A 25,303-nucleotide genomic window follows, 5' to 3' on the forward strand; every position below is an offset into this window, starting at 1 on the left:
TGGAAGAGGCACCACGATGGCCGTGCCCACGCAAGAACTGAAACTGGAGATCGTCAACGCCGCCACGGGGAAGACCCTCGGCGCCAAGCCCGCGCTGGGCGCGGACGAGGCGCTCGTCGTCCGCGACTTCCCCGAAGGCGGGCGAAGCCCGGAGCAATGGCACCTCACCCCCGTACAGGCCCCGCAGGGCGGACAAGCACAGGAGGAACAGGCGTATGTGATCCGCAACGCGGCCGGCGACAAGGTGCTCGACAACCCCGCCGCCGCGGACCGCGGCGTCCGGCAGTGGGACGCCACCGCAGGCAGGAAGGACCAGCAGTGGTACCTCGTCCCCGTCGAGGGTGAAGCGGGCCTGTACTTCATCGAGGCCGCGACCGACGGCGCCGTTCTCGACCTCGCCGACCCCGCTGATCCCGACGTGGACGACGTGGAGGACACCCGGGTCGTCCTGCGCGAGCACGACGACAGCGCGGAGAGCCAGCGGTGGCGGTTCGTCGCGGCCGAGCCCGAGCGCGTCAGCGACCCCGCGCTGCCCTGGGCGTCCCTGGATCACTGGAACGGCCGCCGGTCCTGGCGCCTGAGCCGCCCTACCGCGCTGCGGCCGGCACCCGGCGCGACGCCCTGCTTCAGCGACATGCTGCTGGTCCTCGAGAAGTTCGGCAGCGACCAGGACGCCGGCGGGTGGAAGGGTTACAAGGCCAACCACTCTCCCAGCGGGCAACCGGGCCGGTGGGCCGGGCTCGGTGACCGGTTCCTCGCCGACACCACGAAAGCAGGGCGAAAGGACATCGTCGGGCTCAAGCCCGCGAAGGGGGCTGTGACGTCGTCCGGCAGGGGCGACGGTACGTTCGACGACGACGAACGCGTCCTGCACCAGTCCGCGCCCTCCTCACATCCCGCGGACCTGTGGACCCTCGTCGACCTGACGGGCGACGGCAAGCCCGACGTCGTCGTGCTTGCCACCGACGGAGTCCAGGTGTCCCCCCAGAACCAGGACGGGACGTTCCCGCCCGCGGGCGGCGAGCCGGTCCTCAAGGCGTTCGGGCACGGCCAGCAGGCCGGCGGGTGGCTCGCCGACAAGCATCCCCGCTTCCTCGCCGACACCACCGGCGACGGCAGGCTCGACGTCGTCGGCTTCCACGACGACGGCGTCTGGGTCTCCCTCCAGAACGAGGACAGAACGTTCGCACCGCTCCCCGACGAACCGGTCCTCCGGGCGTTCGGCCACGACGAGAAGGCGGGCGGCTGGCTCGCCGACAAGCATCCCCGCTTCCTCGCCGACACCACCGGCGACGGCAGGCTCGACGTCGTCGGCTTCCACGACGACGGCGTCTGGGTCTCCCTCCAGGACGAGGACGGCACGTTCGCCGACCCTCTGTACGTCCTCGACGACTTCGGGGTCGACCAGGGGTGGAGCTCGGTCGAGGAGCATCCCCGGTTCCTGCTCAGCACCACTGATGGTGCAGCCGTGGACATCGTGGGGTTCGGCCCACAGGGCGTCGTCGTCGCACGCGGGCGGGGCGACGGCACGTTCGAGCGCACCAAGCTCGTCCTGAACGACTTCGGGCACGCCCAGGGGTGGACGAGCAAGAAGCACGTTCGGCTCCTCGCCGACGTCACCGGCGACGGCAACCCGGACATCGTCGGCTTCGGCGACGAGGGAGTCTGGGTGTCGCACAACCGCGGCGACGGCCGGTTCGAGCAGGCCCAGCTGGTGTGCCGAGGCTTCGGATACAACGACAACGCCGGCGGCTGGCGGGTAGACCGCCACCCCCGCTTCCTCGCCGACGTCACCGGCGACGGACGCGTCGACATCGTCGGATTCGGCGGCCCGGGCGTGTACGTGGCCCGAAACCTGTACCGCCGCTTCCGCACCCGATGATTTCGGAGGACCTTCACAACCGCACCACGGCGAACCACCAACGGCGTGCCGGCACCTTCCATCCGGCCGACGTGCGGCTTGGCAGGCCAGCGGTACCAGCCCATCGCGGGGGCGCCTGCGCACAGCACTGGACGCCCGTCCCGCCAGCAGGAACTGACCCGGGAGGGCCGACGCGAGCTGGCCCTTGAGGGTGCCGTTGACCGACTCGATCAGCTGTCGCACCGACTTCGCAGCCTGGCCGGCCAGGCCCACCCCCACCTGAGCTCCACCGGTGGGCTCGATGACCGCCCTCGCGCTACGGGACAACGAACTGGGCGGCATCCTCGCCTACTACTCCACCCACCACACCCCGACGGAACGACTCCCCTCCCTGTACGCCGAGTTCCACCGCACCCTCGTGCCCGGCGGCCTCCTGATGCTGGCCGGGCACGTGGGAGACGACGAGTATCTCTACGTCCGACCCAGGCGTACGGCGGCCATCCGGTGTCCTACGAGTCCGCCTGCTCCCGGCCGAGCGGATCGCCGAACTACTGAGCCGGGCCGGACTCGATCACGGCGCGACTTGTGCAGGAGCCCGACGAAGGCGCGCAGGCCAGTCGCCACCTTCCTGGCCCGGAAACCCGAACGCCCCTCGCGCCACAGTGGTTGTCACGTTCCCGAGCCCGGCGGTGTCTTCATGCCAACAGGCTTACAGGCCAACGGACATGGAGAAGAAGGAGCACACCGTGACACTGCGCATCCCGAAGGCAGAACTCCCCGCCGAGCTCACCGAGAACATGATCAAACAGTTCGGTGCCGTGCCCGAGCCCTTCGAAGTGACGGCGCACAACCGTAAAGTCGCCCAGGACTCCACGGAACTCGGGCGCCAGGTGAGCGAGTGGGACATGGCCGACGAGGGGCTCAAGACGTTCGCACACATGGCGGTTGGCGCGCAGGTCGGCTGCAGTTGGTGCCTCGACATCAACTACTTCCTGGCGCTGCACAAGGACCTGGACTTGGCCAAGGCGAGCCAGGTGCCGCGCTGGCGGGAGTCGGAGGTGTTCACGCCGCTGGAGCGGGACGTGCTGGAGTACGCCGAGGCCATGACGAACACGCCGCCGACCGTCACCGACGAGCTGTACGCGAGCCTGCTCGACCGGCTCGGCCCGGCTGCGATGGTCGAGCTCACCGCGTCCATCGCCTTCGCCAACCTGTCGACCAGGAACAACACGGCCCACGGAATCACCTCGCAGGGCTTCTCCGACGCGTGCGGGACTCCGCTGGCCGCGCGTTCGGGGAACTCCGGCACGGCATCGTCGTCGGCGATATGACCGAGGACCCCTTCGTCACCCACCGCAGCCTGCTCTTCACCGTCGCCTACGAGATGCTCGGCTCGGCGGCCGACGCGGAGGACGTACTGCAGGAGTCCTGGCTGCGGTGGGCCGACGTCGACAGGTCGCAGGTGCGTGAACCGCGGGCGTACCTCGTCCGAACCGTCACACGGCAGGCGCTCAACCGGCTGCGTACGTTGTCCCGCAGCCGTGAGGAGTACGTGGGCGAGTGGTTGCCGGAACCCCTGCTGACCAGCCCTGATGTCGCCGAGGACGTCGAACTCGCGGAGAGCGTCTCGATCGCGATGCTGACCGTCCTCGAAACGCTGGGGCCGACAGAGCGGGCGGTTTTCGTCCTGCGGGAGGTCTTCGAGATGCCGTACGGCGAGATCGGCGAGGCCATCGGGAAGTCCGCGGCGACGGTACGGCAGGTCGCGCGGCGGGCACGCGAGCACGTGGCCGCCCGGCAGCCGCGCATGCGGGTGAGCCGGGCCGAGCAACGGACCGTCGTCGACCGCTTCCTTCTCGCCCTGCGCACCGGGCAGTTGCAGGACCTGCTGGAGGTCATGGCGCCGGACGTCGTCCTGATCGCCGATGGTGGAGGGGTCGTGGCCGCCGTGCTTGCGCCGGTCCACGGGGCCGAACCGGTGGCGAGGCTGCTTACGCGCGCGAACCAGGTCGCGGTCCCGTTCGAGATGACGCCCGTGTGGCTCAACGGCGCTCCCGCGGGCCGGATCGAGATGAACGGCGAGCCGACCGCGGTGAGCCTCGTGGTGGAGAACGGGCAGGTCAGCCGGATCTACATCGTGCGGAATCCGCAGAAGCTGACACGGCTCGACGAGCCGGCCGAACTCGCCAGGTGAACCCGCCGCCCCGCACAGGGGACGGCCCGCTCCGGCCGGAATTCGTTTCGTTCCCCGCAGCGGGCGCCCTAGCTGTATTGCCCTGACAGAGGGACGCGGCTGGCGGGTGGTCGACCGTTCAGCGCGGTGTGTCCGCGGTGGTGATGGTAGGTGTGTAGCCACTGGGGGAAGGCATCGCGTCGTTCGGTCTGCGTCAGGCGGGCCAGGCCGAATCGGGTCAGCACCCGGTGCACGGTCGAGGGCGCCGGTGCAGCAGGTGCGTGATGCGGGGGCCGGTCCCCACCGTCGCAGGACGCGGACCTTGACGATCCGGCGCTCGGTGCGGGTCGGCGTCCTGCGCGGGCTGGTACGAGGGCGGGGGGAACGGTCGCACATCCCGGCCTCGCCGAGTCGCCGGTAGCGGTCGGCCCAGCGCTGGGCGGTGGCGGGCAACTCGGAGCGTGATCCACTTTGCGGTCACGCCTTTGGCACCCCGCTCTCCGCACCGTCCGCGCCTGCCTACGCAGGCGCGAGTAAGCACACGGCCGGGCGCCTCGGCCGACGCCCGGCCCAGCCGTGCGAAGCCTGTACCGCCACGGCGCCGAAATTGGCAGGATGGCGGCGATGACCACTGAACCCTTCTCCCTCGACCTTTCCGTCTCCCGTTCCTTCGACTCCGGCTTCCTTTCTCTCGACCACCGTTCCGTCGCTCGTGACGCTCTGCGCGGGCTGGCGGTGGGCGACGCCTTCGGTGCCCAGTTCTTCGTACCCGACAATCTCCCGTGTCTGCGGGAGCGCCGGCTGCCGCCTGCCGAGTGGCCGTGGACGGACGACACGGAGATGGCCTGCTCGGTCTTCGACGTCCTGCGCAGCCGCGGCGCCGTCGACCAGTACGACCTGGCGCACGGCTTCGCCCGCAGGCACGACTTCGACCGAGGCTACGGTCCGGCGATGAACAGGCTGCTGCGTCCGTGAGGGCGGACGGTGGGCCGAACTGGCCGCGGGACTGTTCGACGGCCAGGGGTCGTGGGGCAACGGGGCCGCGATGCGCGTTGCGCCCCTGGGCGCCTGGTTCGCCGTGGACCTGGGCGAGGCGGCTGCCCAGGCCGGACGGTCGGCGCGGGTTACACACACCCATCCGGAGGCGGTGGCCGGGGCGGTTGCGGTCGCGGTGGCCGCCGCCTGCGCCGCGCGCGGGCGCGTACGGCCGCTGACCGGAGCCCAGTTGCTCGCCGCGGTGGAGGAACTGACCCCGCCCGGACGGGTCCGCTCGGGCGTGACCGAGGCACGCCGACTGCTGGAACAGCCGCACGCCGAATACGCGGCGCACCGTTTGGGCAACGGACGGCAGGTGAGTGCGGTGGACACCGTGCCGTTCGCCCTGTGGTGCGCGGCCCGGCACCTTGAGGACTTCGAGGAGGCGCTGTGGGCATGCGCATCGGCCGGCGGGGACGTTGACACCACCTGCGCGATCGTCGGCGCCATCGTCGCCTCACGGGTCGGCACGGCGGGCATCCCCGCAGCATGGCACGCCGCTTGCGAAGCACTGCCGGACTGGGTCAACGAAGACGTCCTGGGCGAGGACCTCGACGGCGCCGCGCTCCGCCGCGAGATGACACCGCCGCACCGCCCCGAACCCATTCCGGTTCCGGACCTGGAGTTCAGCCCCGGGCAGTGGCAGCGGGTCCGGCACGGCATCCGGGCACTCAGCATGGACGAGAAGTGGAACGCGTACCTGGAGGGCGACCAGCTCGCGTTGCACCGCAGTTGGACCGGACGCGGGATCTACGGGTTGACCGTGGCCGAGGGGCCAGCCGGCCGGTGGCGGTTGGTGGCCGCGCTGGTCGAATCGGACCCGGAGCGCTATCGCCGTCGCAGCGGGGAGACGGAGAGCGCCCTCCTGGAAGTCTTCCTGCGCCGCTGGTACATGGACGACACCCGGCCCGAACTGTGGCAGCGCTACCAGGAGTTGCATCGAGCGGAGCCCACGCCCGGCCCCGCGGCCGGCTAACAGACCAGTACTCCAGTAGGACTTTGCTGTCTGACCTGCGGGTTTTGCTGGGCGGCTGGACTGTAGCGGGACTTCGTTCGTGCGGGGGCGGTCCCACGGAGACCGCCCCTCGATCGTGCGACAACGCCGCAGGTAGTGACAGCGGCGGGGCAGCCTCCCAGGGTGATCACCGAGCTCGTCGCCGCGCAGCGGAACCTCGAACTGGACCTTCGCTTCCTGACCATCGGGCACCGCTTCGGAGTCGAGCTCCGCCGCCGCATGCGTGACTACGTACGCGGACTGCTTGCCCCGGTGACCCGAAAGGACAGCTGGCAGCTGACCGAACAGGCCGGCCACCCCACGCCCGACGGCCTGCAGCACCTCCTCGCCGGATCATCATGACTACCAGCCGAACGCGAGCTTGCGCCTGCCGTTCCGGCGCTCCGGCACCACCCGCTCGGACACCACGCGCCCCAGCAGGTGCACGACGGCGCGCACCGCCTCGGCGACTGTGTCCTAGCGCCAGGAGGCCGATCGCGGCGACCAGCGCGCTGTCCAGCGGCTCGTGCCACGACACGGAGGGCAAGTCGGGGGCGTTGGCACGCACCCGATGCCGGGAGCGAGGTCACCGTCCTGCCATACGCACTTGGCGGGGTGGTCCGCGGATCACCTCCCGCGCCATCGGGAACTGCGGGGCGGCGGATAGCGTGCGGGCATGACGATAACGAGGAAGCGGCAGGTCCTGTACCGGCAGGGCACTGGGTTCTGGCGGATGACGGCGAAGTGGGTTGGGGTCTTCGGGGCCCTGTGCTTGCTGGACGGCGGGCTGCTGCGATCGTGGGGCCACGCTCTGGTCTGGCCGATGATCGGGATTCTGCTGTGGGTGCCGTTCGGGATCGGCGTCGTCTGGTATCCGAGAAAGGACCAGCGGGTCACGCTGACGACGCGTGAACTGCGTGTACGGCGCAAGCGGCTGCCGATGGAAGAGGTGAACCTGCTGCACGTGGCGCGGCTGTGGCTGGAAGGGCGGTCGACTGCGGACGACCAGCCGGTGCTGGAGTGGACACGGTCCGACCGGGGGGTGTGGGTGCCCCTGCGGGACGGCCGGGCGTTCGGCGTGGAGTTTCGCGAACCCGCCGCCTTCGCCGAGGTGTTCGGCGCCTTCGCGGTTGCAGCGTGCGGCGGGCCGGAGGTCGTCCGCGCGAGAGCGGCAGCGGCCACCTACCCGGAGCCGCGCCCGATGCGGGCCCGCTCCGCCGACGACGGCTCCTGGCTGGATGTCCTGGACGTCTTCAGCTGAGAGCCGGAAGCGCACGGTAAGGGGCAGAAGGGTTCAGCGGTCCGCAGGAGATCCTGGGGCGGTAGGGGGACTCCACGCGGATAGCCCAGCCGCGGCGGCGAGCGTGGCAGGCCAGGGCGAGGACGTCGAGGTCGACGGAAACATCTGGACCATCGGCGCGGTCGGAGACCTGGTAGTAGGCGCGATGGGCTTCCAGCGCGTCGGCGGTGCCGATGACGCGTGCGCCGCGGGCGACGGCGAGCTGGACGGCGACGGTGCCCAGCGCGCCGGACGCGCCGTGGATGAGCAGGGTCTCACTGGCCTCGACGTCGAGCAGGTCCAGGACCCGGTCGAAACGGTCCACCGATTCCGTCGGCGGACCGTCATGCAAGATCAGCTCAAATGCATGGACATGATCGGCAACGGATCAGTAACCTGCTTCCCGACCAGCCTGTCGGTCATCCACAACCGACGGCACGGCCGGCCTGACCAGCCGGCCCGAACAGAGGGGGATCTTGTGCTCAACAGGAAGACGCTCGGCAAGAGGAAGCTCACCTCGCTCCTCACGACACCGCTGCTGCTCGGCGGCATCGCCGTGGCCGCGCCCGTCGCCTTGGCCACCCCGGCCAGCGCCGCGCCGCACGGCTGCTCGTTCCACCAGATCAACACCTACTCGATCAGTTCGACCTGCAGCTACGGCCCGGGAGAGCAGCGGGCCAAGATCCGCTGCACTGACGGCATCAACGGCGACACGTCCATCGTCTACGGCCCGTGGAAGCAGTGGTACCAGAAGTCCGTGGCCGCGTGCGGCGCGCCCCAGCGGACCAGCGCGAAGTTCATCGATACGCAGGTCAGGGACTGACCCGCAAGCCGCACAGGCTCTAGCCTGCGCGATTCACTTGCGGCCGTGTCCGGATCTTGAGCGGAAGCGAAAGTGCCTTCTGAGCTGGGTGATGAGGCTTCTCTAAGGCTTCTGTCACCACAGCAGGAAGGCACTTTCTGCTTGCGGTCGTAATATCTGGGCGGCCGACTGGTGAGGATTGAGACTCAGCCGTCTCCGTGACGGTTCGGCGAACGGCCTCCCTGCGGGCAGTCCCGAACCAAGAGCGTCGCGACCTGCGGGTTCGAAGTTCAGAAACAGGCTCGCATGGATAGGTTGCCGTCGATCTCCTCGCCCCGCACGCCGACCGCGAGATCGGCGTAGCCGTCGCCGTTGACGTCACCCGCGAGACGGATGAGCCGAACTCGTCGTAATTGTCCGGGCCCCGGCGACGCCACTCGTCGACTGGGTGAGGCGGGCGCTTCGGGAGGGGCCGGCGGACGAGTCGCACCAGATGCTGACGCGGCCCTTGGGCTTGGAGTAGAGGGATGTGCCGACGTTGATGTCGCCGTAGCCGTCCTTGTCGAAGCCGGCGATGACACCGTCGCCGCCGCGCTCGGAGCTGCCGCCGTTGCCGGACTGGGATTCCAGTCGGAGGCTGTTGACCGGGTGAGCGAACTCGCGCCGCCCTTGATGAACCAGACGTCGGACGCGATGAATTCGGAGCTGACTACGTCACCGACGATCGCGAGATCGGTCTTGTTGTCGCCGTTGACGTTGGCGGAGAACAGGGGAAAGGGGAGGGTCCCACACCCACCGCCCTTTCGTACCATGCGATCACGGATGTACGGCGCGATCACCGCTGTACGACACCGGGGCGCCTGCTGAAATCGGCGGCTTCCGGTTCCTTTCGGGGCAGTGCGGGGAGCCCGCCCGGCATCCCATACGCTGCGCCTGCAAGCCGCCCCTCCCACCCGCACTGGGCATGGGACGTGGGCGCATCTGATGTGCTACCAGGGGTGGGGACAGGGGAATGGGATCGCAGATCGCTGCGGAGCGGACACAGGCGTGTCCGGAGTGCGGCGTGGACGTACCGGTTGATCCGCGCTTCGGCGCGTGGTGTGCCGAGTGTGGCTGGAACATCGACCCCGGCGCGCCGGAGCCGGCCGCGGGGAGGACCGAGGCTCGGCGTCGACGTCTGGCCGACCGGCACGGGCGGCAACTGCTCGACGAGATGCGCCAGGGCGGGGCGAAAGCGCCCGGGCGCGACCTTCCCGGCATCCTCGCGCTGACGATCTCGACAGTCGTGAACGGCATCACGGTCGCGCTCGCCGTCATCGGAGTGCTGCTGTTCGTCCTGGGCTGGAGCACCGTCGTCCAGCCGGTGCTGGGCGCGGTGCTGATCGTCCTCGCCGTCGTACTGCGACCCCGCTTCGCGTCGCTCCCGGACAACGAACCGGTCCTGCACCGAGCGGACGCGCCGCGGCTGTTCGCGCTGATCGACGAGGTCGCGACGGCCATCGGCACCAATGGAGTCCACGCCGTGGTGATCGGTCCGGACACCAACGCGGGCGTCACACTCGTGGGGATCAGGCAGCGGCGTGTGCTGCACCTGGGTCTCGGGCTGTGGGAGATCCTCAGCCCGCAGCAACGCCTGGCGCTGCTGGGACATGAACTCGGCCACTACGCCAACGGGGACCTGCGCCGCGCCAAGACCGTCGGCAGCGCGCTGCGGTCCCTCGCACTGTGGTGCTACATGCTGGCGCCCGAGCCGTCACCGACGTTCCTCGAACGCATCGCCAACCTGCTGCTGGCCCCTCCGCGGTGGGCGGCCCGAGGACTGCTGGCGCTGCTCGACGGCCTGACCATGCGCGGCTCGCAGCGTTCGGAATACCTCGCCGACCGGGCCGCCGCCCGGATCGCCTCCAGTGAGAGTGCGGTGGAGCTCCTTGACCTGCTGCTTGTCGCCGACTCCGTTGACATCGAGCTGCGCCGGGAATCGGTGCTGGCCCAGACCGGCATCGGCGGGCGGTCACGCCGGGACGCGTGGGAGGGCCTGTGGGAACGACTCGCCGCCCACGTCGGGTCGGTACCGGAGCGGGAGTACGAGCGGCTGCGCCGGGTCAGCGCACTGCGCGGCCACAGCGTGGACTCGACGCACCCGCACACACACGCGCGTCGTCAGTGCGTCAGCGAGGGGGAACCGCAGCCCGCGCTGCTCTCCCTCGACGACGACGCGTCGGCCGCGATCACCGCGGAACTCGCCGCCGCCAGGAAGCGGGTGGCCCAGCAGGTCATCCGTGACTTCGCGGGCTGAGCAGCGGGAGCCTTGTCTCGGCAGCAGGTCGAGAAGATCCGCGAGCAGTCGTTCGACCAGTGAGACGTCGATGCGTACGAGGGCGGCCCGGCCGTCGGACCGGCCCGGCCACCCCCATGCGAACTCACAGGCAGCAACGTGCCCGAGCGCGGCACCTGCGTCTGCGCCGGGATGCTCACGCGTCGACGCTTTCAGCGAGTTTGCGTTGCCGCACGCCTCGCCGCCAACCCGCCTGCGCCCGGGGCGTGTTTTCCCCCAGGTGAGGTCACCGGTGTCCGAGGCCGACGGGGCCGTGATCGGCTTGGTCGCGCCGAACTTCATGTAGTCCATGGTGACGTCCATGCCACCGCCGTGCTCCTGCATACGGGGAGAATCTTGCCGCCGACCCAGATGTCGAGAACCATCCACGGTCGGAGCGGAGCAGATCGATGCGTCCAAGCTGCCGGCAAAGGAGAAGAGCCGCCATGAAGTTCCTCGCCTGGACCGGCAAGTTCTATCTCGCAAGCCCGCTTGTCGAGTGTGGTGCGAAGGCCGGTTGACGTTGACGGGGAACGACGGGGTGGCTGCACGTCGGGCTGGTCGTCGCCACGACCCCTGCGGTCTCAACGGGCCGGACCTCGCCGGACCGTGGGCCGGCTCACCCCAGGACGGCCACCACCGCCAACGCACCCACCAGCGAGTCGATCCGGTCCACGCATCCGCACGCAGTGAGCTCGCCGGCTACGTCCGCCCGGGCGCGCTCCAACAGCGAAGACTGCGCAGCCGCGGCTTCTTGGCCCGTGTTCGCAGGAGCGGTCCGGGCGGTCCCGGCCGGGCCGCGATTGTGCTTGACGCTCTCGAACGGCATGTGGAATGCAGCAGGCCGGACCACCTTGGTCGGCTCGGAAAGAGCTCGTCGGCACTGAGGGACGACCAGATGAGACAGACGGGCCGCCGATGTACCGAGACCGGTGGGGCCGCGGGCTTGCCCGGAGCCGCGCCCTGATGCACTTCACGCAAGGCCAGGTGAGCAGGACGCAGCCGGGCTGACCTCGGGTTTCAGTGGAATGACCATGGTACGGTCCCCCAACTTGATCATTCTTTTTAGCTGATCAGTGAAGTACACAGGGGGGAACATGAAGCGAAAATTCATGGCGTTGGCCATGTCCTTGGCGTTGTCCAGCACGCTCGCTGTCCATGCAGCAGGCACTGCGCAAGCCGCAGGGGCGTCGTCCTCAGGGGGCCAGGCACCCTCATCGACGGATGCTCTCACAAGGGTTACCGAAACTCCCGATGTCACGTCGGCTCAGTTGGCAGCCAAGCTGAGTGGGCGCCGAGTAGAAGCCGTCTCGGAGCGAATGGCGGCTTCGACTACATTCGCCAATCCTGACGGCACCCTCACCACCGAAGTCTCCTCGGGGCCCGTGCGGGTGCAGGAGGACGGCAAGTGGAAGCGCCTCGACACCAGGCTTGTTGACACAGGTCAGCAGCTGGAGCCTAGGACAGCTGTTGCCGACATCGCGCTGTCCGATGGAGGCTCCGAGGACTTCGCCACGGTAGCCCGCGGTGCGCGCTCCTTCGGGCTGGACTGGGGCAAGGCCCTCCCGGTTCCGCGGCTGGACGGTGACACCGCCGTTTACTCGTCGGTAGTCCCGGATGGTGATCTGCATGTCACCGCGCTCCCGAACGGGTTCTCCGAGTCGCTGATCCTCAACAAGCGGCCCACCGAGCCGCTCGAACTGCGCCTGCCCATCACCATGGAGGGCATGGAGCTGGAGAAGACCGCCCAGGGTCACCTGCGCCTTGAGGACACCAAGGGCGCGCTCATCGCCAGCGCGCCGGCGCCCCGGATGTGGGGAAGCGGAACGGACGCAAAGTCCGGCGAACCGCTGCGGTCCACGGAGATCGCCACCGCCATTGAGCGCACCGCCGAGGGCACCGTGCTCGTGCTCAGGCCCAGCCAGACGTTCCTGTCGGACCCCAGCGTCACCTACCCGCTCACCATCGACCCGACGACGACTCTTGCTGCCTCCACGGACACCTGGGTTGCCACCAACTACCCTGATTCGCAGCGTGGTTCGATTGAGTTGAAGGCCGGAACCTACGACGCGGGCGCCACCAAAGCCCGCTCGTACGTGAAGTTCGACGTGTCCAAGTACGCGGGCAAGCATATTCTTGGCGCGGAACTGCGTCTGCATTCGTACTGGTCGTCCACCTGCGCCACCACCGGATCAGGTGTCGAAGCCCGCCGAATAACCGAAAACTGGGACCCCAGCGGAATCACGTGGGGGGCTCAGCCGGCGACCACGGCGACGGGCGCGGCCGTAGCCAAAAGCGCCTACGGGTTCAGCTCCGCGTGCCCGGCGAACTTTATGCGCTGGAACGTCAGCACCACGGCCCAGGCCTGGGCGGATGGGCAGCCCAACCACGGCTTCCAGCTCAAGGCCGTTGACGAAGCCGACTCGCTGAGTTGGCGCCGCTTCCGGTCCGCCAACTACGTCGATGGCTCCCAGGGCCCGACCGAACCGGCCCTGTCCATCACCTACAACACCAAGCCGGGCATCGCCACACCGGCCGGCCCGGCCGAAGGCGCCGTCACCGCTGACACGACTCCGACGTTTCAGGCCAAGGCTGCCGACGCAGACGGCAACAACCTGCGCTTCACCTTTGAGGTGTGGAACGCAGACGGCACCACAAGAATGGCCTCAGGCGTCTCCCCCTACGTTGCTCCGGGCACACCCGGAGCGTGGACAGCCCCACCGCTGACTGCCGGATCCTACAAATGGCGCATCGCCACGTACGACGGCACCGACTGGAACGGTAACTGGTCGCAGTGGCGCACTCTGACCGTTGACACCTCAGTGCCGGCTGCACCGACCTTCACGTCCACCGACTACCCCGCAGACGGGCTGTGGCACGGGGACACCGGCCGTCCCGGAACCTTCAAGATCACAGACCCCGCCGGCAGCGCGGTGGCCGTCGAGTACACCTTCGACGGTGGAGTTGCTGCGAACGCATCTCTCACCAACGGGGCCACAAGCATCAACTGGGCACCTGCCAGCCGGGGAACGCACACGCTCAGCGCCCGGGTGAAGAGCGCGGCAGGTACCTGGTCCGAATGGGGCCAGCACCTCTTCCACGCAGGAGCCATCACCGGAAAGCTCGCCACACCGTTCATCAGTGAGATAGCCGAAACTCACTTCGCTGAGAATCTCCACCCCATGGATGAGACCGCGGACAGTGGTGAGGAGTACTCCGGAGAGGACATCCCCGAGGAAGGCGACGACGCTCCGCCCGGTTCTGTCGAACAAGTCGACCCGGAGAAGCAGGAAACCGAATACTCGGCGACTGCTACGCCGGTCATGGAACTGCCGGACAGCGCCGACAGCAATCTCACCAACACCAGCGCAGACGGCACCGCTCAGACCCTGCTGGACATGCCGGCAGCCGGCGCTTCCGCCGCGGAACTGAGCAACACCGGCCTGGTGATCTACCCCAACACTCAGCCCGACGCCGACACCGTGGCAATTCGCTCTGGCACGAGCCAGGTCGAGATCTTCCACCTGCTGCGCAGTGCTGATGCTCCCAGGTCCTTCACCTACAAAGCCAACCTCCAAGCCGGTCAGGAGCTCTCTTCGGTCTCGGAGAACACCTTGATGATCTCGAGCAGCCAGGGTGGTCTCGCTACCTTCATCTCCGCCCCGCTCGCCCTCGACGCCAAGGGCAGCACCGTACCGGTATCCATGGAGAAGTCCGGCAGCGACATCGTGATCAAACTCGACCCGGCGGCCGGCCAGACCGTGCACTACCCGGTCCTACTGGACCCGAGCGGGGGCGGATACACCGTCACACCCTCCGAGCGTGACTACTGCTTCTGGAACCCGTACGACTGTGGCGTGGCCCGCGACCAAGCCGACCGGGCGCTGTACTGGGCCAAGAAGCTATACCCCGATTCGACGCTCTTCCAAGGCACGGGCGACGCCTTCAGGCACTGCTGGTGGAACGCCTTGATGGAGATCAAATCGAACCATGAGACGGCGTACGAGGTTGCCACTCGTCACGAGTCGCAGTCCCGCGGAATTGACAAGACGATGGACCTGAACAACAACAAGAAGGGTCGCGAAATCGGCCGCTACTACGAAGACGCGTATCACTCTGTGGAGAAATCCAAGAGTTCCTGCAAGAGCGCAGTTTCGACCGGCAAGCTGTGGAAGATCAAGAATGGCAATCTGGTCAGGAGCAACGCATGACGCACATACTCAGCCGACGCATTGCACCCATCCTGGTCCTGGTTCAGCTCGCGTACGTCGCATTGCTCGAAGCCATGTTCGCTCTCGCACCCGACACCGCAGAGCTGGACCACACCAACCCTTCGAGCTCGGGCGGGATCCTGTATACCGCGGTCGGCGTCGCCGTGGTACTCACATGGGCGGGAGGAGCCGCACTCCTGGGACTGGACAAGGTGCGGACAAGTACACCCCGTGCCCTGAGTGTCGCCTGGCTCGCGGTCCTCGCTCTGGGAGAAGTCGCCGTCGCCGTCACTTTCCTGGCCAAGATCGCGAGGGAGGCCTTCGGCCCGGACACGCTGAGCGTCACCGCCGCCACAGCGATGTGCATACTCATCGCTCTGGCATGCGCCACTGAACTGCGCACACTCGTTCGTCCCTCTTCTGCCGACGCCAACAGCTGACGCGGGGGCATGAGCGCACGGAGGCCCCCGGCCATGGTCGGGGTGCCACCGTCACAGTCAGGTGCCGTTCCGCGCCGCTGTGGTCCTGGCCGTCGCCCACTCCGCCGGGTGAACCTCCGGCCCGGGTGAACCAGCGTCGCCACCCCAGCGTCGACCAGAGCATGAAACCGATCAGGGATGAACACATCGCGGAGCCGGGACTTGTCGTCGTCGACGTGGAGGTCGCGGATGACGAACCGCCCTCGCCTTCCAAACGGCGCCGGCCAGGATCTGGGCCACCGCGCCAGGAGACCGCACCACCCGGACGCCCGGCAAGCCGGGTGTCCGGGTGCGCTGCTATCTGGCCCTGCGCCAGGAACTCGGTGCCGTAGCGCGACCGGCCACGGAGCCGGTCAGCGTCCAGGTATCCGATCACGGCTTCGGGCCGGCAGCCGGGGCAGGGGGTGACGTCCTGCCGCATTGCGAGGAGCGCCTGCTCCTCGCTCACCGGCCCGGCTGCTTTCGGGGCCAGGGCGCAGATGCCGGTGTGCAGGACGTGCCGGGACGGCAAACGCTGCCTCGCACACAGCTCCTACCTGACGGCAGCCGAAGAAGGCCGTGTCACCGGAATGACCCAGGGTCAGGCCGGACAGCAGTGGACCTTCCCTGCCATTCCGTAGGTCCGAAAACGGAGAAGGGCGTTACCGGATATGAACAGTTAGCCTCTTCCGCCCTGAAGGGCGACGAAAGAGGCTATCGCCTGGGTTCGTGCACCGCTCGCGGTTTGCGCCACGCGACAAGCGCCGCCGATAGCTCTGAAGGGCAGCCGCTTACGGCCACGTCGTCGTAGCTTGCGTCCGAAGTGCTGCCCCCTTGGCGAAGTCGGGTGTAAGTGGTTGGCGTACAGGAAATCCCGGTGAGAACGATCATCGTCGGCTAGCACAACGGCCGGAGGCCCCGCTGAGGTTCGAGGAGAGATCGTTGGGCGGGTGTCGACGCTGGCTACGGTCCACTTCGTGCCGGTGGAACTTCAGGCCGCCCACCTCGCCACGAGGCCCAGTGCAGCACGTGGGAACCGCTGGCACCGCGCTGGTGACGACCACACGTCGTCGGGGCTGACGTGCCTCGCAGCCGTCGGCCAAAAGGCAGCCAAGGAAGGGTTCAGACATGACCGTAGACTTTTGCGCCTGGGACTCCCAGAGCCCGCAGTACGAGAAGGCGTTCGCGACGTTTCTCGCGCATACCGACCAGAAGCAGAACGCCCACACCTATCTCAGTCAGGTCGTCTCCACGCTCCCGCACCGCCGGGTGCTGCTGGATGCGGGAGCCGGCAGCGGCGAGACCACCGGCCACCTGGCCGGGCACTTCGGGCACACCATCGCCCTCGAACCCAACCCGGGTCTGCGCCAGCGCCTGGCGCACCGGCTTCCCCAGGCGCAGATCCTCGAAGAAGGGATTCTGGATGCCCGGCCTCGCAGCAAGGCCGACCTCGTGCTGTGCGCGCATGTCCTCTACTACATCCCGTTAGACCACTGGCCCGCCCACTTGCACCGGCTCGCGTCCTGGAAGTCCAGCGGCGGGGAGTGTGTCATCGTCCTGCAAAACCCCGACAGTGATTGCATGCGCATGCTGCAGCACTTCGGCGGCCCCCGATTCGATCCCAGCAGCGCGCTGGACGGCAGAGACACCAGGCTCGTCGACCGGGCCACCGTGCCTGCGTACGTGCGCGCCCCCGATCTGCCCAGCGCCGTCGAGATCGCCGCCTTCATGCTTGGCCTCGCCCCCTTGCCTGCCCCTCCCACCCGGGAGCAGGTCGAGGACTACGTCCAGGTCAACTTCTTCGCCGGCAGCGGGTACAGATTCACCTGCACGCAAGATTTCCTGCACATCGAGTAGCGAGATCGGGAGTCCACCATGGCCATCCAGTACGACGCCAAGGGCGACAGCTACCGGCGTTTCAAGGAAACCGCCGCGCTGCGCGGTCCTGAACGGGCGACGTCCGCGGAAAGCCGCACCGGCTGAGGCGCTGTGCCCGCTTTCCCGCCCAGACGCATCAGCAGCCTGAGCGCAGCCGTGCCCCACCCGCCTGCGGATGAGCCGGAGCCGGTCTGCCGAGGCGCCACCGCCGCCGTGCACCTCTGGGCCGCCCGGGCTGGAGCTCTGGCGGCGGAGGCCGGGGGTCAGGAGCGGCGGAAGCCGCGGTCGGGGTCGCGGGCCTGACCGGGACTGAAGGGCACGAACCACTCTGCGGCGGCCGGGTTGGCAAGTCCGAGGGCCTCGTTGATCTCGTTGCCGCTGTCCTCGATCCCGTCCAGGGAGGCATCGAAGAGCATCAGCACGTCGTGGTCCTCGAACAGGACGGCCCAGCACCAGTCCCAGTCGAAGTCCCGGTGCTCCTCATCCAGGCCGGCCACCGTCTCTGCGACCAGACGCGGCCGGTTCCGCGTCGGCGACCTGGCCCGGTCGATGCCCAGGTGCGGGGCCATCTCCTCGCCGGTGCAGCCCGGGCGGACGGTGCCCGTCTCGGCGAGGTCGGCGGCCAGGTCGTAGGAACAGCAGGCCATCTGCCGCCGCCACTGCTGGTCCTGGTGAAAGGTGATCGGTGGCAGTGAGCCCAGGACACGGACCTGGTCCCGCCCGAGCGGTGTGTGACCCCGGCCAGCCCGCAGGCCCCCAGTGCAGCACCCGTATCGCTGGCCGAAGCCCGTACAGCACCACCGCTCCGCTGACCAGCGTCGCCAGCGCACCCACCGCTATGACCGCCCAACCCAGCCCGGAGGCCCCTGAGCCTCTGCCGTGGTAGAGCAAGGAGGTCCCACTCGGCGTGCACGCCTGGCGAGGAGAGTCTCGTGGAGCCTGGCCCACACACCGGCCTCGGTCCACTCCGCCAGACGGGGCCAGCACGTCATACCGGAGCCGAAGCCGAGTTCCTGCGGTGTCGCCGCCCAGCTCACGTCCGCGTCGTGAGTCGCGCGACTGCTGCGTCGTATCGTGACCGGAGCCCTTCACCTGCCGATACCCGCAGCAGCGCGCCGAGCGCCCGTACCGCGCCGTCGTCGTAGCCGGACGACTCCGCTTCCCGGGCCGCCAGGTCGAGTTGCCCGATGCCCTCGGCCTCGTCCCCGAGCCCCAGCAGCGCCTCTCCCCTCACTATGAGGAGCAGTGTCCGGGGTACGTCGGCCGTGCCCGATCGGTCGTCGAAGGCCAAGGCCTCGGTCGCTGTGTCGAGGGCCAGGCGCCATTTCCCTGCGTCGGTCCAATGGCGGGCGAGGTGCTGCATGGCCAGTCTCTCCATGGTCCGGTCACCGGCCTTGCGCGCCAGCTCAACCGCCCGCTCGCACCCCTCCGCGGCCTCGTCCAGGCCGCCGAGCGCCGCTTGTGCCACGGCGAGAACGATCAGGGCGTTCGCCTCGGCCACCACGTCACCTGCCCGGGAGGCAAGCGTGGAGGCGGCCTCCAAACGGGTCAGCGCCTCCGCGATGCGCCCTTCCTCGATCAGCACCCAGCCGAGCACGTTCAGCACCCGTGACTCGCCGTGCTGATCGTCGTCGTCCCGTGCCGCCTCGAGCGCGGATTCCAGTAGCGGGACCCAGCCGTCGCGCACACGCCACACGATCAGCGGCCACAACGCCAGGACGATCCGCCAGGTCCTGCCGTGCAGTCCGGCGGCGTGCGCCGCGGCCACCGCCTGCGTGAGGCCGTCCCGCTCGGCTGCGTACCAGGCCACGGCGGCGGACCGATCGCCGAACTCCCGCACGGCGGCGGGCGGCAGGTAGTCCTCCGGCAGCGGGAAGCAGTCCTCGTTGCCGGGCTCGGCCGCCGCCACAGCCGCGAGGGCCGTGGCGATGTAGTGGTCGAGCACACGCTTGAGTGCATCCGGCCCGGCGTCCAGGCTGCTTGCGTAGAGCCGCACGAGATCGTGCATCGCCCATCGGCCGGACGCCGTCTCCGTGACGAGGTGCGCGACGGCCAGCCGCTCCATGGAAGTCTCGGCGGCTGCCGGGTCCGTGTCCGCCAGGGCGGCCGCCGCATACCGGTCGACGTGCGTACCGGGGTGGCAGCCGAGATGGGCGAACAGACGGGACACTTGCTGGGGGAGCTGTTGCAGCGTCACGCGCAGCGCCGCTCGTACGCCGGTGTCCTCCACGTCCAGCAGGCTCAGCCGGCGCGTCTCGTCGGACAGTTCGGCGGCCATCGCATCCAGCGACCAATCGGGCCGTTGCGCCAGCCGGGCAGCTGTCACGCGCAGCGCGAGGGGCAGGCCGCCGCACAGTTCGGCCAGCCGTCGGGCAGCCACTGGCTCTGCGCGAATCCGTTCCTCGCCCAGTACACCGGCGAGGAGCATCGTGCCGTCCTGCGGCCCGAGCACGTCCACCGCAACGGGGCGGGCGGTGTCGGTGACGATCAGCCCTGACAGCCGGTGTCTGCTGGTGACGAGGGTGACGCAGCGGCGACCGCCCGGCAGGAGCGGCCTGACCTGCTCGGAGTCCCGCGCGTTGTCCAGCACCACAAGGAGCCGGCGGTCGGCGGCGAGCGACCGGAACAGCGCGGCCGCGGCATTCACGGAATCCGGTATCCGGCCGTGCGACACCCCGAGTGCCGGCAGGAACTCGCGCAGCACCTCCATGAGGGTCGGCTCACCCGTGTCTGCGAAGCCGCGCAGGTCGGCGTAGAGCCGCCCGCCGGGAAATCCGGCCCGGCGGTGGTGGGCCCACTGCAGCACGAGGGCCGTCTTCCCCACTCCGGCGGGCCCGATGACCAGGCAGACGGGCGCCTCGCCCGCGGCGGCCCGGGACAGAACGGCGAGTTCCGCCGCCCGCCCATGAAAGCCACGCGGCGCGCGCGGCAGCAGATCGGGCGCGCCGGTCTGCGCGACGGCATCCGGTACGGCCGCAGGTGGCGGAACGTTCGTCATGGGGGTCCGGCGGGTACGACCCAGGCTCGCGGTGTGCTCCAACTCCCGGGCACCGGCCGCGTCCAGGCCCAAGGCCGCGGCCAACGCCTGCACGGTGCGGCGTTGCGGCCCCCGGGAGCGTCCGCGCTCCATGTCCGACAGCGCCCGCACGCTCACTCCCGCAGCATGCGCCAGCCCTTCCTGGCTCAGCCCGGCCCCCGTCCGCAGAGCATGCAAGAGTGTGCCGAAGTTCCCGGTGGCTGGTGTACCGGTGCCCATGTCTGGATGTCTCCTGGTCAGTGCGGCCCAGCTGAAACGCCGTACCTCGCCTGCAAAAGTATGCACGACGCTGCTTTTGCGGGTGAAACGCATCGCGCACTGTGCAACCTCATGATCAAGCACCTGCTCCAGACCAGACCAGACCGGACATGAGTTCTGGCCGACGAGGCGTACTTCTATCGCGAGATCCGCGACCAGGTCGCCGAGCGGGAGCACAGCGACGTAGTGGGTACGCCGGGTCGCCGACCGTGCATGGCGGATGACGCCGTCGACCCGGAGCTCGGTGTCTGCAGAGCCGCCCCGCCTCCCGGCCTACTGACGTCTATGATCACCAATTTGAACGACGGCGGGAACGGTCCGTCGGCAGTCCGCACCGAAAACACCCTCGTCTCAGCCCCGACAGTGGCGGCGAGGTCGGCTCCGATCCGCCGTTCCAAGACAACGATGCAGTCCGGAGCGTCGGACCGGCAAGGCGTCGACCATCCGGAGTTCGCCTGCAAGTTCCGCCGTGCACACCTCTTTCTGCTCGAGGGAAGTCGTGGCATGCTCACGGCCGACAGATTCATAGACACTGTTCATGCACGTGAATCGAGGGTGGGCGGTCTTGAGCGAGCTACACGGCAACGAGAGCGGAGACGGGCATACCCGCATCACGAGACGAACGCTGCTGGGCAGCGCCGTGACCGTCGCGGGCGGCGTTTTGGCCGGTACCGGCACGGCAGCGTCCGCCGCACCCACCCCGCACGGCGAAGTCCCGCTTCTCTGGCGCGAGTACACCCGCACGCCCTACACCCACCCGCAGATCCCCCACATCGGCCGAGCGGGCTACCGAGGGGGAGCCGCGCGCTTCTCCCGCCGCCCCCGCGTGTTCGACGTCCGCGCCTTCGGCGCCTCGGCGGACGGCACCACCGACTCCGCCCCCGCGATCAACCGTGCCATCGCCGCTGCCGGACGGGCCGGCGGTGGCACGGTCACCATCCCGCCCGGCACCTTCCGCATCGACGACGTCATCCGCGTCGGCCATTCGAACGTCGTCGTGCGCGGCGCCGGCAGTGGCCGCACCCGGCTGTACGCGTCGCGCAACCTCACCGAGCTGATCGGCGTCTACGGCTCCCGCTACGGTGGCGACAAGTCGTCCTGGTCCTGGGCGGGCGGCCTCATCTGGCTGGCGCCCGAGGCGCGCTGGAACTCCCTCGTCGCCGCGATCCGGGCCAAGGCGTGGCCGTTCGAGGGCTGGACCGGCAACCGGCGCGACGAATGGCGGCCGCTGACCGCCGTCGCCCCCGCCCGCCAGGGCTCCCGCACGGTGACGGTCGAACGGCCCGAGGCACTGCGCCCCGGCGTGCTCGTCCTCCTGCGGCTCGCCGACGACGCCGGTCACACCCTGCTGGAGCACATGGCGGGCGGCGGGCCCGGCGCCGAGGCGTACTACTGGGACGACAAGACGAAGCTGACCTCCTACGTGCCCTACGAGTGGCCGGTCCGCATCACCCGGGTGCACGGCCGGACGGTCACACTGGAGCGCCCCCTCCCCCTCGACGTACGCCCGGAATGGGACCCGCAGTTCACCACCCACGTGCCCGAACTCACGGGCTCGGGCGTCGAGGGCCTGACCCTGGAGGCCGTCGAGACACCGCAACAGCAGCACTTGCTCGACAAGGGGTACAACGGGGTCGTCCTGCAGTGCGCCTACGACTGCTGGGTGGACGACGTCACCGTCCGCCATGTCGACAACGGCTTCGGGCTGGTGGCCGCTTCCGCCTGCACCCTGCGCGGGACCCGGGTCGCCGGACGCGGCTCCCACCACCCCTACTTCTGCCGCGAGGGCTCCCACGACAACCTCATCGAGGACTTCACGATCGAGGAGCGCACCACCCCCGCCCCGGCCAACACCCAGCTGCACGGCATCAACGTCGAGGGGCTGTCCTCCTACAACGTGTGGTCGCGGGGCGACATGCGGATGGGCACCTTCGACAGTCACCGCGGTCTGCCCTTCGCCGACGTCCGCACCGACATCACCGTGAACAACAACGGCCGTCACGGCGGTGACGCCAGCGCGGGCCCCCTGTTCGGCGCCCGCTTCACGCACTGGAACATCCGCGTGACCAACGGCCGGGCGGGCCTGATGAAGATCGACGCTCTGGCACCCTACTCCGCCACCGTCGGCGTCAGCGAGGTCACGGAGTTCGACCAGATCGACGTCCCCGACCTCACGGGCGACCTGCACTCGCGCCTGGGGCTGTACGGCAGCCCCGACGCCGTACGACCGCGCAACCTGCATGAAGCCCAGCGCGCGCTGCGGCACTAGACCGCCCGCCGACCGGCAGCGGCCTGCCTGCCCGCTGCCCGCTGCCCGGTGAACGTGCGGGCCACCCGCCTGCGCCCGAAACGCCGCCAGGCCCGCCGTGCGGGCCGCGCTCACAGCACCTACCTGATCGGAGTTGATTGATGAGTGCTCGTCCCCGCCTCGGCGTCCTGCTGGCGGCGCTGATCGCCCTCACCGCGGGAGCCGTGCCCGCCGCCTCGGCGCAGGCGGCACACTCCGCGCCGGAAGTCCCGCACACCGCCGTCCTCGACGGCACCCGCCTGCAACAGGCGAAGATCCGCCTGGATCACGGCGACCGCCAACTGCGCCGGGCCGCGCGGGCGTTGACGGACCGTGCGGACGCGTTGCTGGACCAGGGGCCCTGGACAGTCGTGGACAAGCCGAGGCCCGCGCCCGGCGGCGACGTCCATGACTACCTCAGCCAGGCCCCGTACTGGTGGCCCTCCCAGCCGCCGACCGCCGACAACCCCTGGGGCTGCCCGTACGTGCAGCGCGACGGCCAGCGCAACCCCGAGGTCGACACCGGCACCGACCGGCAGGACGTCGAGAAGGTGTTCGACTCCGCCTACGACCTCTCGCTCGCCTGGTACTACACCGGCGAGAAGCGGTACGCCGTCAAGGCCGGGCAGATCCTGCGCACCTGGTTCCTCGCCCCGGCCACGCGGATGAACCCGAACCTGGACCACGCGCAGTTCATCCCCTGCAAGTACGACGGCCGCGCCATCGGCATCATCGACTTCTCCCAGTCGTACACCAGCGTCCTGGACGCACTCGCCGTCCTGAACACCGGCGCCACCGGGTGGACCAAGACGGACCGCAGCGGCATGTCGAAGTGGAACTCCGACTTCCTTGGCTGGCTCCGGAACAGCGACTTCGGTCGGCAGGAGGGGGCCGCGGCCAACAACCACGGCACGTTCTACGACATGCAGCTCGCCGCCCTCGCCTACGCGACGGGCGACGAGGACCTGGCCCGCCGGACGGTCCTGGACGCCCGCAGCAGGCGCATCGCCCCGCAGATCGCCGCGGACGGCAGCCAGCCCCAGGAACTGGCCCGCACCCGCAGCTGGCACTACTCGACCTTCGACCTGGTCGCCTACACCCGGCTCGCGGCCGTCGGCAGACACGTCGGCGTGAACCTGTGGAAGTACCACGGCCCGGACGGCCAGAGCCTGTTCTCGGCGGTGGACTACGTGCTGCCCGCCGCGACCGGCGCCGCCGCCTGGCCGCACCCGGAGCTCGAGTTCCACCGTTACGCGGCCTCCGACGTCGTCCACGCGGCCGCCGACGCGGGAGACACCCTGGCCCGTCAGGCCCTGCTCCTGCTGGAGGAACCACCGGGCGGCGACCTGTGGGCCCTGCGCCCGGCGGCAGAACAACTGGACTCCATCGCGGGATGACCCCCACGCCCCACCCGGCGGGACCAGCCGGCACACACCGGCGGGCCCGCCGGGCCCGGGGCACGGCCGGCCGCCCGCGGGGCAGCGGGCCTGCCGGGACAGGCGTGAAGCGCGGCCTGACGCGGAGCGCGGCCCGACCGGGCCGGGTGTCCGACGGCCCGCACGTGCGGCGCGGTGGAACCAGGGGCGGCCGGGGCCGCACGCCTTTGCCGTACGGTCACGTGGTCGTTGTTCTGCCGGGTGACGTCGAAGTCGTACGGGTTGCCGAAGACCTCCTCGTCACGGTTGCCGGAGGCGAACCGCATGACGACCTCGTCGCCCTCCTTGACCTGCTTGTCACCGAGTTCGACGTCACGGGTGGCGGTGCGGCGGAAGTGGTGTACGTGGACATCGTGATCGGCGCGGTCGTGGCGGCCGCCCTGCTGGTGTTCACCCTCGGGGTCGTCCTGGCGCCGGGGGAGGCCGTCGCCCCGCGGATGGTCCTCCTGCTCGGCGGACTCGGCGTGGCGGTCCTGGGCGTCGCGCTCATCGCGCTCGTACTGCGGACGCTGCTCGCCCAGGCCGTCGCGCGCGACAGGGAGGCGGCGCAGATGCAGGCCGGGCTGGACGAGGTGATCCGATGCCGATCACCGTCGACATCGACGTGATGATGGCCAGGCGGAAGATGTCCGTGGGGGAGCTCGCGGAGAGGGTGGGGATCACCCCCGCCAACCTCGCGGTGCTCAAGAACGGCCGCGCCAGGGCGGTGTGCTTCGCGACGCTCGCCGCGCTCTGCGAAGCCCTCGACTGCCATCCCGGAGACCTGCTCCGCTACGAGGCCGACGTCGACAGGCGGCCCGTCGGGGCCGGGGAGTCCGCGGACGGGTGACGGCCGTGCAAGGCGTCCGTCCCCCGCTCGCGGCGGGCAGCCGGAACCGGCGCCGCCCCGGGCGCGAAACGCCCGGGGCCCCGCCGACTTCGTCCGTGATCAGGACTGGTACGGCTGCTCCTGTTGCGGCTGCCCGTACGGCTGACCGCCGGCGCCGCTCGCCGCCTGTGCCTCGAGCTGCGCCGCCTGCTCCTTCGTCACCATCTGTTCCGCGCCGCAGAAGGTGCACTGCGTCTGGTACTTCGTCGAGAAGGGGAACAGGGGCACGAAGAACAGCGTGAACTTGGTGACCCGCTTCCGGAGCGTGTGCGCGGAGGGATTCCCGCACCGGCCGCACACGAGGGTGAGTATCGCCAGCTGGTACAGATACCCCTTGGTGCCAAAGATGATCATACTGTGACCCTTCCCGGTCCGGCGGCGGCCGGCTCTCCTGCGCGAGTGACGAGGCGTG

At 69.4% G+C, this 25,303-nt stretch carries 19 protein-coding genes and 7 pseudogenes; 16 read left to right on the top strand and 10 right to left on the bottom strand.

What is annotated here, in order from left to right; genetic code table 11:
• Positions 1 to 16 precede the first annotated feature (16 nt).
• From AC0ZLC_RS04495 to AC0ZLC_RS04505, 3 genes are all read left to right on the top strand, one after another.
• Positions 17 to 1,882 (top strand): FG-GAP-like repeat-containing protein, encoded by a 1,866-nt coding sequence (locus AC0ZLC_RS04495; protein ID WP_476750546.1) that lies wholly within the window; start codon positions 17 to 19, stop codon positions 1,880 to 1,882.
• Positions 1,883 to 2,607: 725 nt separating this feature from the next.
• Positions 2,608 to 3,192 (top strand): carboxymuconolactone decarboxylase family protein, encoded by a 585-nt coding sequence (locus tag AC0ZLC_RS04500; protein WP_476750547.1) that lies wholly within the window; start codon positions 2,608 to 2,610, stop codon positions 3,190 to 3,192.
• Positions 3,189 to 4,055 (top strand): RNA polymerase sigma-70 factor, encoded by an 867-nt coding sequence (locus AC0ZLC_RS04505; protein WP_476750548.1) that lies wholly within the window; start codon positions 3,189 to 3,191, stop codon positions 4,053 to 4,055. Before AC0ZLC_RS04500 ends, AC0ZLC_RS04505 begins: the two co-directional genes overlap by 4 nt.
• A 179-nt stretch (positions 4,056 to 4,234) precedes the next feature.
• Here AC0ZLC_RS04505 and AC0ZLC_RS04510 read toward each other — a convergent pair.
• Positions 4,235 to 4,478, bottom strand: a pseudogene (locus AC0ZLC_RS04510) (helix-turn-helix domain-containing protein); the annotation flags it as partial.
• A 180-nt stretch (positions 4,479 to 4,658) separates the two neighbouring features.
• On the opposite strand from AC0ZLC_RS04510, the pseudogene AC0ZLC_RS04515 reads away from it, so the two are divergent.
• From AC0ZLC_RS04515 to AC0ZLC_RS04525, 3 genes and pseudogenes are all read left to right on the top strand, one after another.
• A pseudogene (locus AC0ZLC_RS04515) lies at positions 4,659 to 5,595 on the top strand (ADP-ribosylglycohydrolase family protein); the annotation flags it as partial.
• Between the two features lie 612 nt (positions 5,596 to 6,207).
• A pseudogene (locus tag AC0ZLC_RS04520) lies at positions 6,208 to 6,420 on the top strand (IS701 family transposase); the annotation flags it as partial.
• Positions 6,421 to 6,739: 319 nt separating this feature from the next.
• On the top strand, positions 6,740 to 7,324 hold the full coding sequence (locus AC0ZLC_RS04525; RefSeq protein WP_476750549.1) for a hypothetical protein: 585 nt from the start codon (positions 6,740 to 6,742) through the stop codon (positions 7,322 to 7,324).
• Here AC0ZLC_RS04525 and AC0ZLC_RS04530 read toward each other — a convergent pair.
• Positions 7,317 to 7,538: an Imm49 family immunity protein gene (locus AC0ZLC_RS04530; RefSeq protein WP_476750740.1), complete on the bottom strand. Its 222-nt coding sequence runs from the start codon at positions 7,536 to 7,538 to the stop codon at positions 7,317 to 7,319. The two genes, AC0ZLC_RS04525 and AC0ZLC_RS04530, sit on opposite strands and share 8 nt — an antisense overlap.
• Positions 7,527 to 7,664: pseudogene (locus AC0ZLC_RS04535) on the bottom strand (NADP-dependent oxidoreductase); the annotation flags it as partial. The gene AC0ZLC_RS04530 and the pseudogene AC0ZLC_RS04535, both read right to left, overlap by 12 nt.
• A 156-nt stretch (positions 7,665 to 7,820) precedes the next feature.
• On the opposite strand from AC0ZLC_RS04535, the gene AC0ZLC_RS04540 reads away from it, so the two are divergent.
• Complete coding sequence (locus AC0ZLC_RS04540; protein WP_476750550.1) at positions 7,821 to 8,165, top strand: hypothetical protein; 345 nt, start codon at positions 7,821 to 7,823, stop codon at positions 8,163 to 8,165.
• Positions 8,166 to 8,434: 269 nt separating this feature from the next.
• Here AC0ZLC_RS04540 and AC0ZLC_RS04545 read toward each other — a convergent pair whose 3' ends face one another.
• Positions 8,435 to 8,956, bottom strand: a complete 522-nt coding sequence (locus AC0ZLC_RS04545) for an FG-GAP repeat protein (RefSeq protein ID WP_476750741.1) — start codon at positions 8,954 to 8,956, stop codon at positions 8,435 to 8,437.
• A 251-nt stretch (positions 8,957 to 9,207) separates the two neighbouring features.
• Between AC0ZLC_RS04545 and AC0ZLC_RS04550 the strand changes: the two genes are divergently transcribed.
• Complete coding sequence (locus AC0ZLC_RS04550) at positions 9,208 to 10,440, top strand: M48 family metallopeptidase (protein WP_476750551.1); 1,233 nt, start codon at positions 9,208 to 9,210, stop codon at positions 10,438 to 10,440.
• Between the two features lie 991 nt (positions 10,441 to 11,431).
• Here AC0ZLC_RS04550 and AC0ZLC_RS04555 read toward each other — a convergent pair.
• Positions 11,432 to 11,605 (bottom strand): hypothetical protein, encoded by a 174-nt coding sequence (locus tag AC0ZLC_RS04555; RefSeq protein ID WP_476750552.1) that lies wholly within the window; start codon positions 11,603 to 11,605, stop codon positions 11,432 to 11,434.
• 124 nt (positions 11,606 to 11,729) lie between these two features.
• Here AC0ZLC_RS04555 and AC0ZLC_RS04560 point away from each other — a divergent pair, with 124 nt between their 5' ends.
• The 4 genes and pseudogenes from AC0ZLC_RS04560 to AC0ZLC_RS04575 all read left to right on the top strand — a co-directional run bounded on the left by AC0ZLC_RS04560 (position 11,730) and on the right by AC0ZLC_RS04575 (position 16,984).
• Positions 11,730 to 14,669 carry a DNRLRE domain-containing protein gene (locus AC0ZLC_RS04560; protein ID WP_476750553.1) on the top strand — a complete coding sequence of 980 codons (2,940 nt, stop codon included), beginning with the start codon at positions 11,730 to 11,732 and terminating at the stop codon, positions 14,667 to 14,669.
• Entirely contained in the window at positions 14,666 to 15,109 is a 444-nt protein-coding gene (locus AC0ZLC_RS04565) for a hypothetical protein (RefSeq protein WP_476750554.1), read from the top strand. Before AC0ZLC_RS04560 ends, AC0ZLC_RS04565 begins: the two co-directional genes overlap by 4 nt.
• 161 nt (positions 15,110 to 15,270) lie before the next feature.
• A pseudogene (locus tag AC0ZLC_RS04570) lies at positions 15,271 to 15,458 on the top strand (DUF6207 family protein); the annotation flags it as partial.
• Positions 15,459 to 16,255: 797 nt separating this feature from the next.
• Complete coding sequence (locus AC0ZLC_RS04575) at positions 16,256 to 16,984, top strand: class I SAM-dependent methyltransferase (RefSeq protein WP_476750555.1); 729 nt, start codon at positions 16,256 to 16,258, stop codon at positions 16,982 to 16,984.
• A 284-nt stretch (positions 16,985 to 17,268) separates the two neighbouring features.
• Here the strand turns inward: AC0ZLC_RS04575 and AC0ZLC_RS04580 are convergent, their stop codons facing one another.
• The 3 genes and pseudogenes from AC0ZLC_RS04580 to AC0ZLC_RS04590 all read right to left on the bottom strand — a co-directional run bounded on the left by AC0ZLC_RS04580 (position 17,269) and on the right by AC0ZLC_RS04590 (position 20,477).
• On the bottom strand, positions 17,269 to 17,652 hold the full coding sequence (locus AC0ZLC_RS04580) for a hypothetical protein (RefSeq protein ID WP_476750556.1): 384 nt from the start codon (positions 17,650 to 17,652) through the stop codon (positions 17,269 to 17,271).
• Between the two features lie 267 nt (positions 17,653 to 17,919).
• Positions 17,920 to 18,027 (bottom strand): annotated as a pseudogene (locus AC0ZLC_RS04585) (IS5/IS1182 family transposase); the annotation flags it as partial.
• A gap of 11 nt (positions 18,028 to 18,038) precedes the next feature.
• Positions 18,039 to 20,477, bottom strand: a complete 2,439-nt coding sequence (locus AC0ZLC_RS04590; protein WP_476750557.1) for a helix-turn-helix domain-containing protein — start codon at positions 20,475 to 20,477, stop codon at positions 18,039 to 18,041.
• Between the two features lie 361 nt (positions 20,478 to 20,838).
• Here AC0ZLC_RS04590 and AC0ZLC_RS04595 point away from each other — a divergent pair, with 361 nt between their 5' ends.
• Together AC0ZLC_RS04595 and AC0ZLC_RS04600 are read left to right on the top strand one after the other, a co-directional pair.
• Positions 20,839 to 22,569, top strand: a complete 1,731-nt coding sequence (locus AC0ZLC_RS04595; protein WP_476750558.1) for a glycosyl hydrolase family 28-related protein — start codon at positions 20,839 to 20,841, stop codon at positions 22,567 to 22,569.
• Between the two features lie 140 nt (positions 22,570 to 22,709).
• Positions 22,710 to 23,984 (top strand): alginate lyase family protein, encoded by a 1,275-nt coding sequence (locus tag AC0ZLC_RS04600; protein ID WP_476750559.1) that lies wholly within the window; start codon positions 22,710 to 22,712, stop codon positions 23,982 to 23,984.
• Here the strand turns inward: AC0ZLC_RS04600 and AC0ZLC_RS04605 are convergent.
• Positions 23,894 to 24,307 (bottom strand): annotated as a pseudogene (locus AC0ZLC_RS04605) (hypothetical protein); the annotation flags it as partial. The gene AC0ZLC_RS04600 and the pseudogene AC0ZLC_RS04605 sit on opposite strands and share 91 nt — an antisense overlap.
• Here AC0ZLC_RS04605 and AC0ZLC_RS04610 point away from each other — a divergent pair.
• Positions 24,206 to 24,631: a DUF2975 domain-containing protein gene (locus AC0ZLC_RS04610; protein ID WP_476750560.1), complete on the top strand. Its 426-nt coding sequence runs from the start codon at positions 24,206 to 24,208 to the stop codon at positions 24,629 to 24,631. The pseudogene AC0ZLC_RS04605 and the gene AC0ZLC_RS04610 overlap by 102 nt on opposite strands.
• A complete protein-coding gene (locus AC0ZLC_RS04615) occupies positions 24,604 to 24,852 on the top strand; it encodes a helix-turn-helix domain-containing protein (RefSeq protein ID WP_476750561.1) in 249 nt (82 codons plus the stop codon). Before AC0ZLC_RS04610 ends, AC0ZLC_RS04615 begins: the two co-directional genes overlap by 28 nt.
• Positions 24,853 to 24,951: 99 nt before the next feature.
• Here AC0ZLC_RS04615 and AC0ZLC_RS04620 read toward each other — a convergent pair whose 3' ends face one another.
• Positions 24,952 to 25,245: a zinc-ribbon domain-containing protein gene (locus AC0ZLC_RS04620; protein WP_476750562.1), complete on the bottom strand. Its 294-nt coding sequence runs from the start codon at positions 25,243 to 25,245 to the stop codon at positions 24,952 to 24,954.
• Positions 25,246 to 25,303: the final 58 nt, after the last annotated feature.

The sequence above is a fragment of the Streptomyces sp. GLSS-08 genome, from assembly GCF_056387915.1.

Excerpts from the sequence above, each read along its gene's own strand:
- AC0ZLC_RS04495 (WP_476750546.1), top strand. The coding sequence starts at position 17 with ATGGCCGTGCCCACGCAAGAACTGAAACTGGAGATCGTCAACGCCGCC.
- AC0ZLC_RS04505 (WP_476750548.1), top strand. The coding sequence starts at position 3,189 with ATGACCGAGGACCCCTTCGTCACCCACCGCAGCCTGCTCTTCACCGTC.
- AC0ZLC_RS04525 (WP_476750549.1), top strand. The coding sequence starts at position 6,740 with ATGACGATAACGAGGAAGCGGCAGGTCCTGTACCGGCAGGGCACTGGG.
- AC0ZLC_RS04545 (WP_476750741.1), bottom strand. The coding sequence starts at position 8,956 with ATGGTACGAAAGGGCGGTGGGTGTGGGACCCTCCCCTTTCCCCTGTTC.
- AC0ZLC_RS04565 (WP_476750554.1), top strand. The coding sequence starts at position 14,666 with ATGACGCACATACTCAGCCGACGCATTGCACCCATCCTGGTCCTGGTT.
- AC0ZLC_RS04575 (WP_476750555.1), top strand. The coding sequence starts at position 16,256 with ATGACCGTAGACTTTTGCGCCTGGGACTCCCAGAGCCCGCAGTACGAG.
- AC0ZLC_RS04580 (WP_476750556.1), bottom strand. The coding sequence starts at position 17,652 with ATGGCCTGCTGTTCCTACGACCTGGCCGCCGACCTCGCCGAGACGGGC.
- AC0ZLC_RS04595 (WP_476750558.1), top strand. The coding sequence starts at position 20,839 with ATGCACGTGAATCGAGGGTGGGCGGTCTTGAGCGAGCTACACGGCAAC.
- AC0ZLC_RS04600 (WP_476750559.1), top strand. The coding sequence starts at position 22,710 with ATGAGTGCTCGTCCCCGCCTCGGCGTCCTGCTGGCGGCGCTGATCGCC.
- AC0ZLC_RS04615 (WP_476750561.1), top strand. The coding sequence starts at position 24,604 with ATGCCGATCACCGTCGACATCGACGTGATGATGGCCAGGCGGAAGATG.
- AC0ZLC_RS04620 (WP_476750562.1), bottom strand. The coding sequence starts at position 25,245 with ATGATCATCTTTGGCACCAAGGGGTATCTGTACCAGCTGGCGATACTC.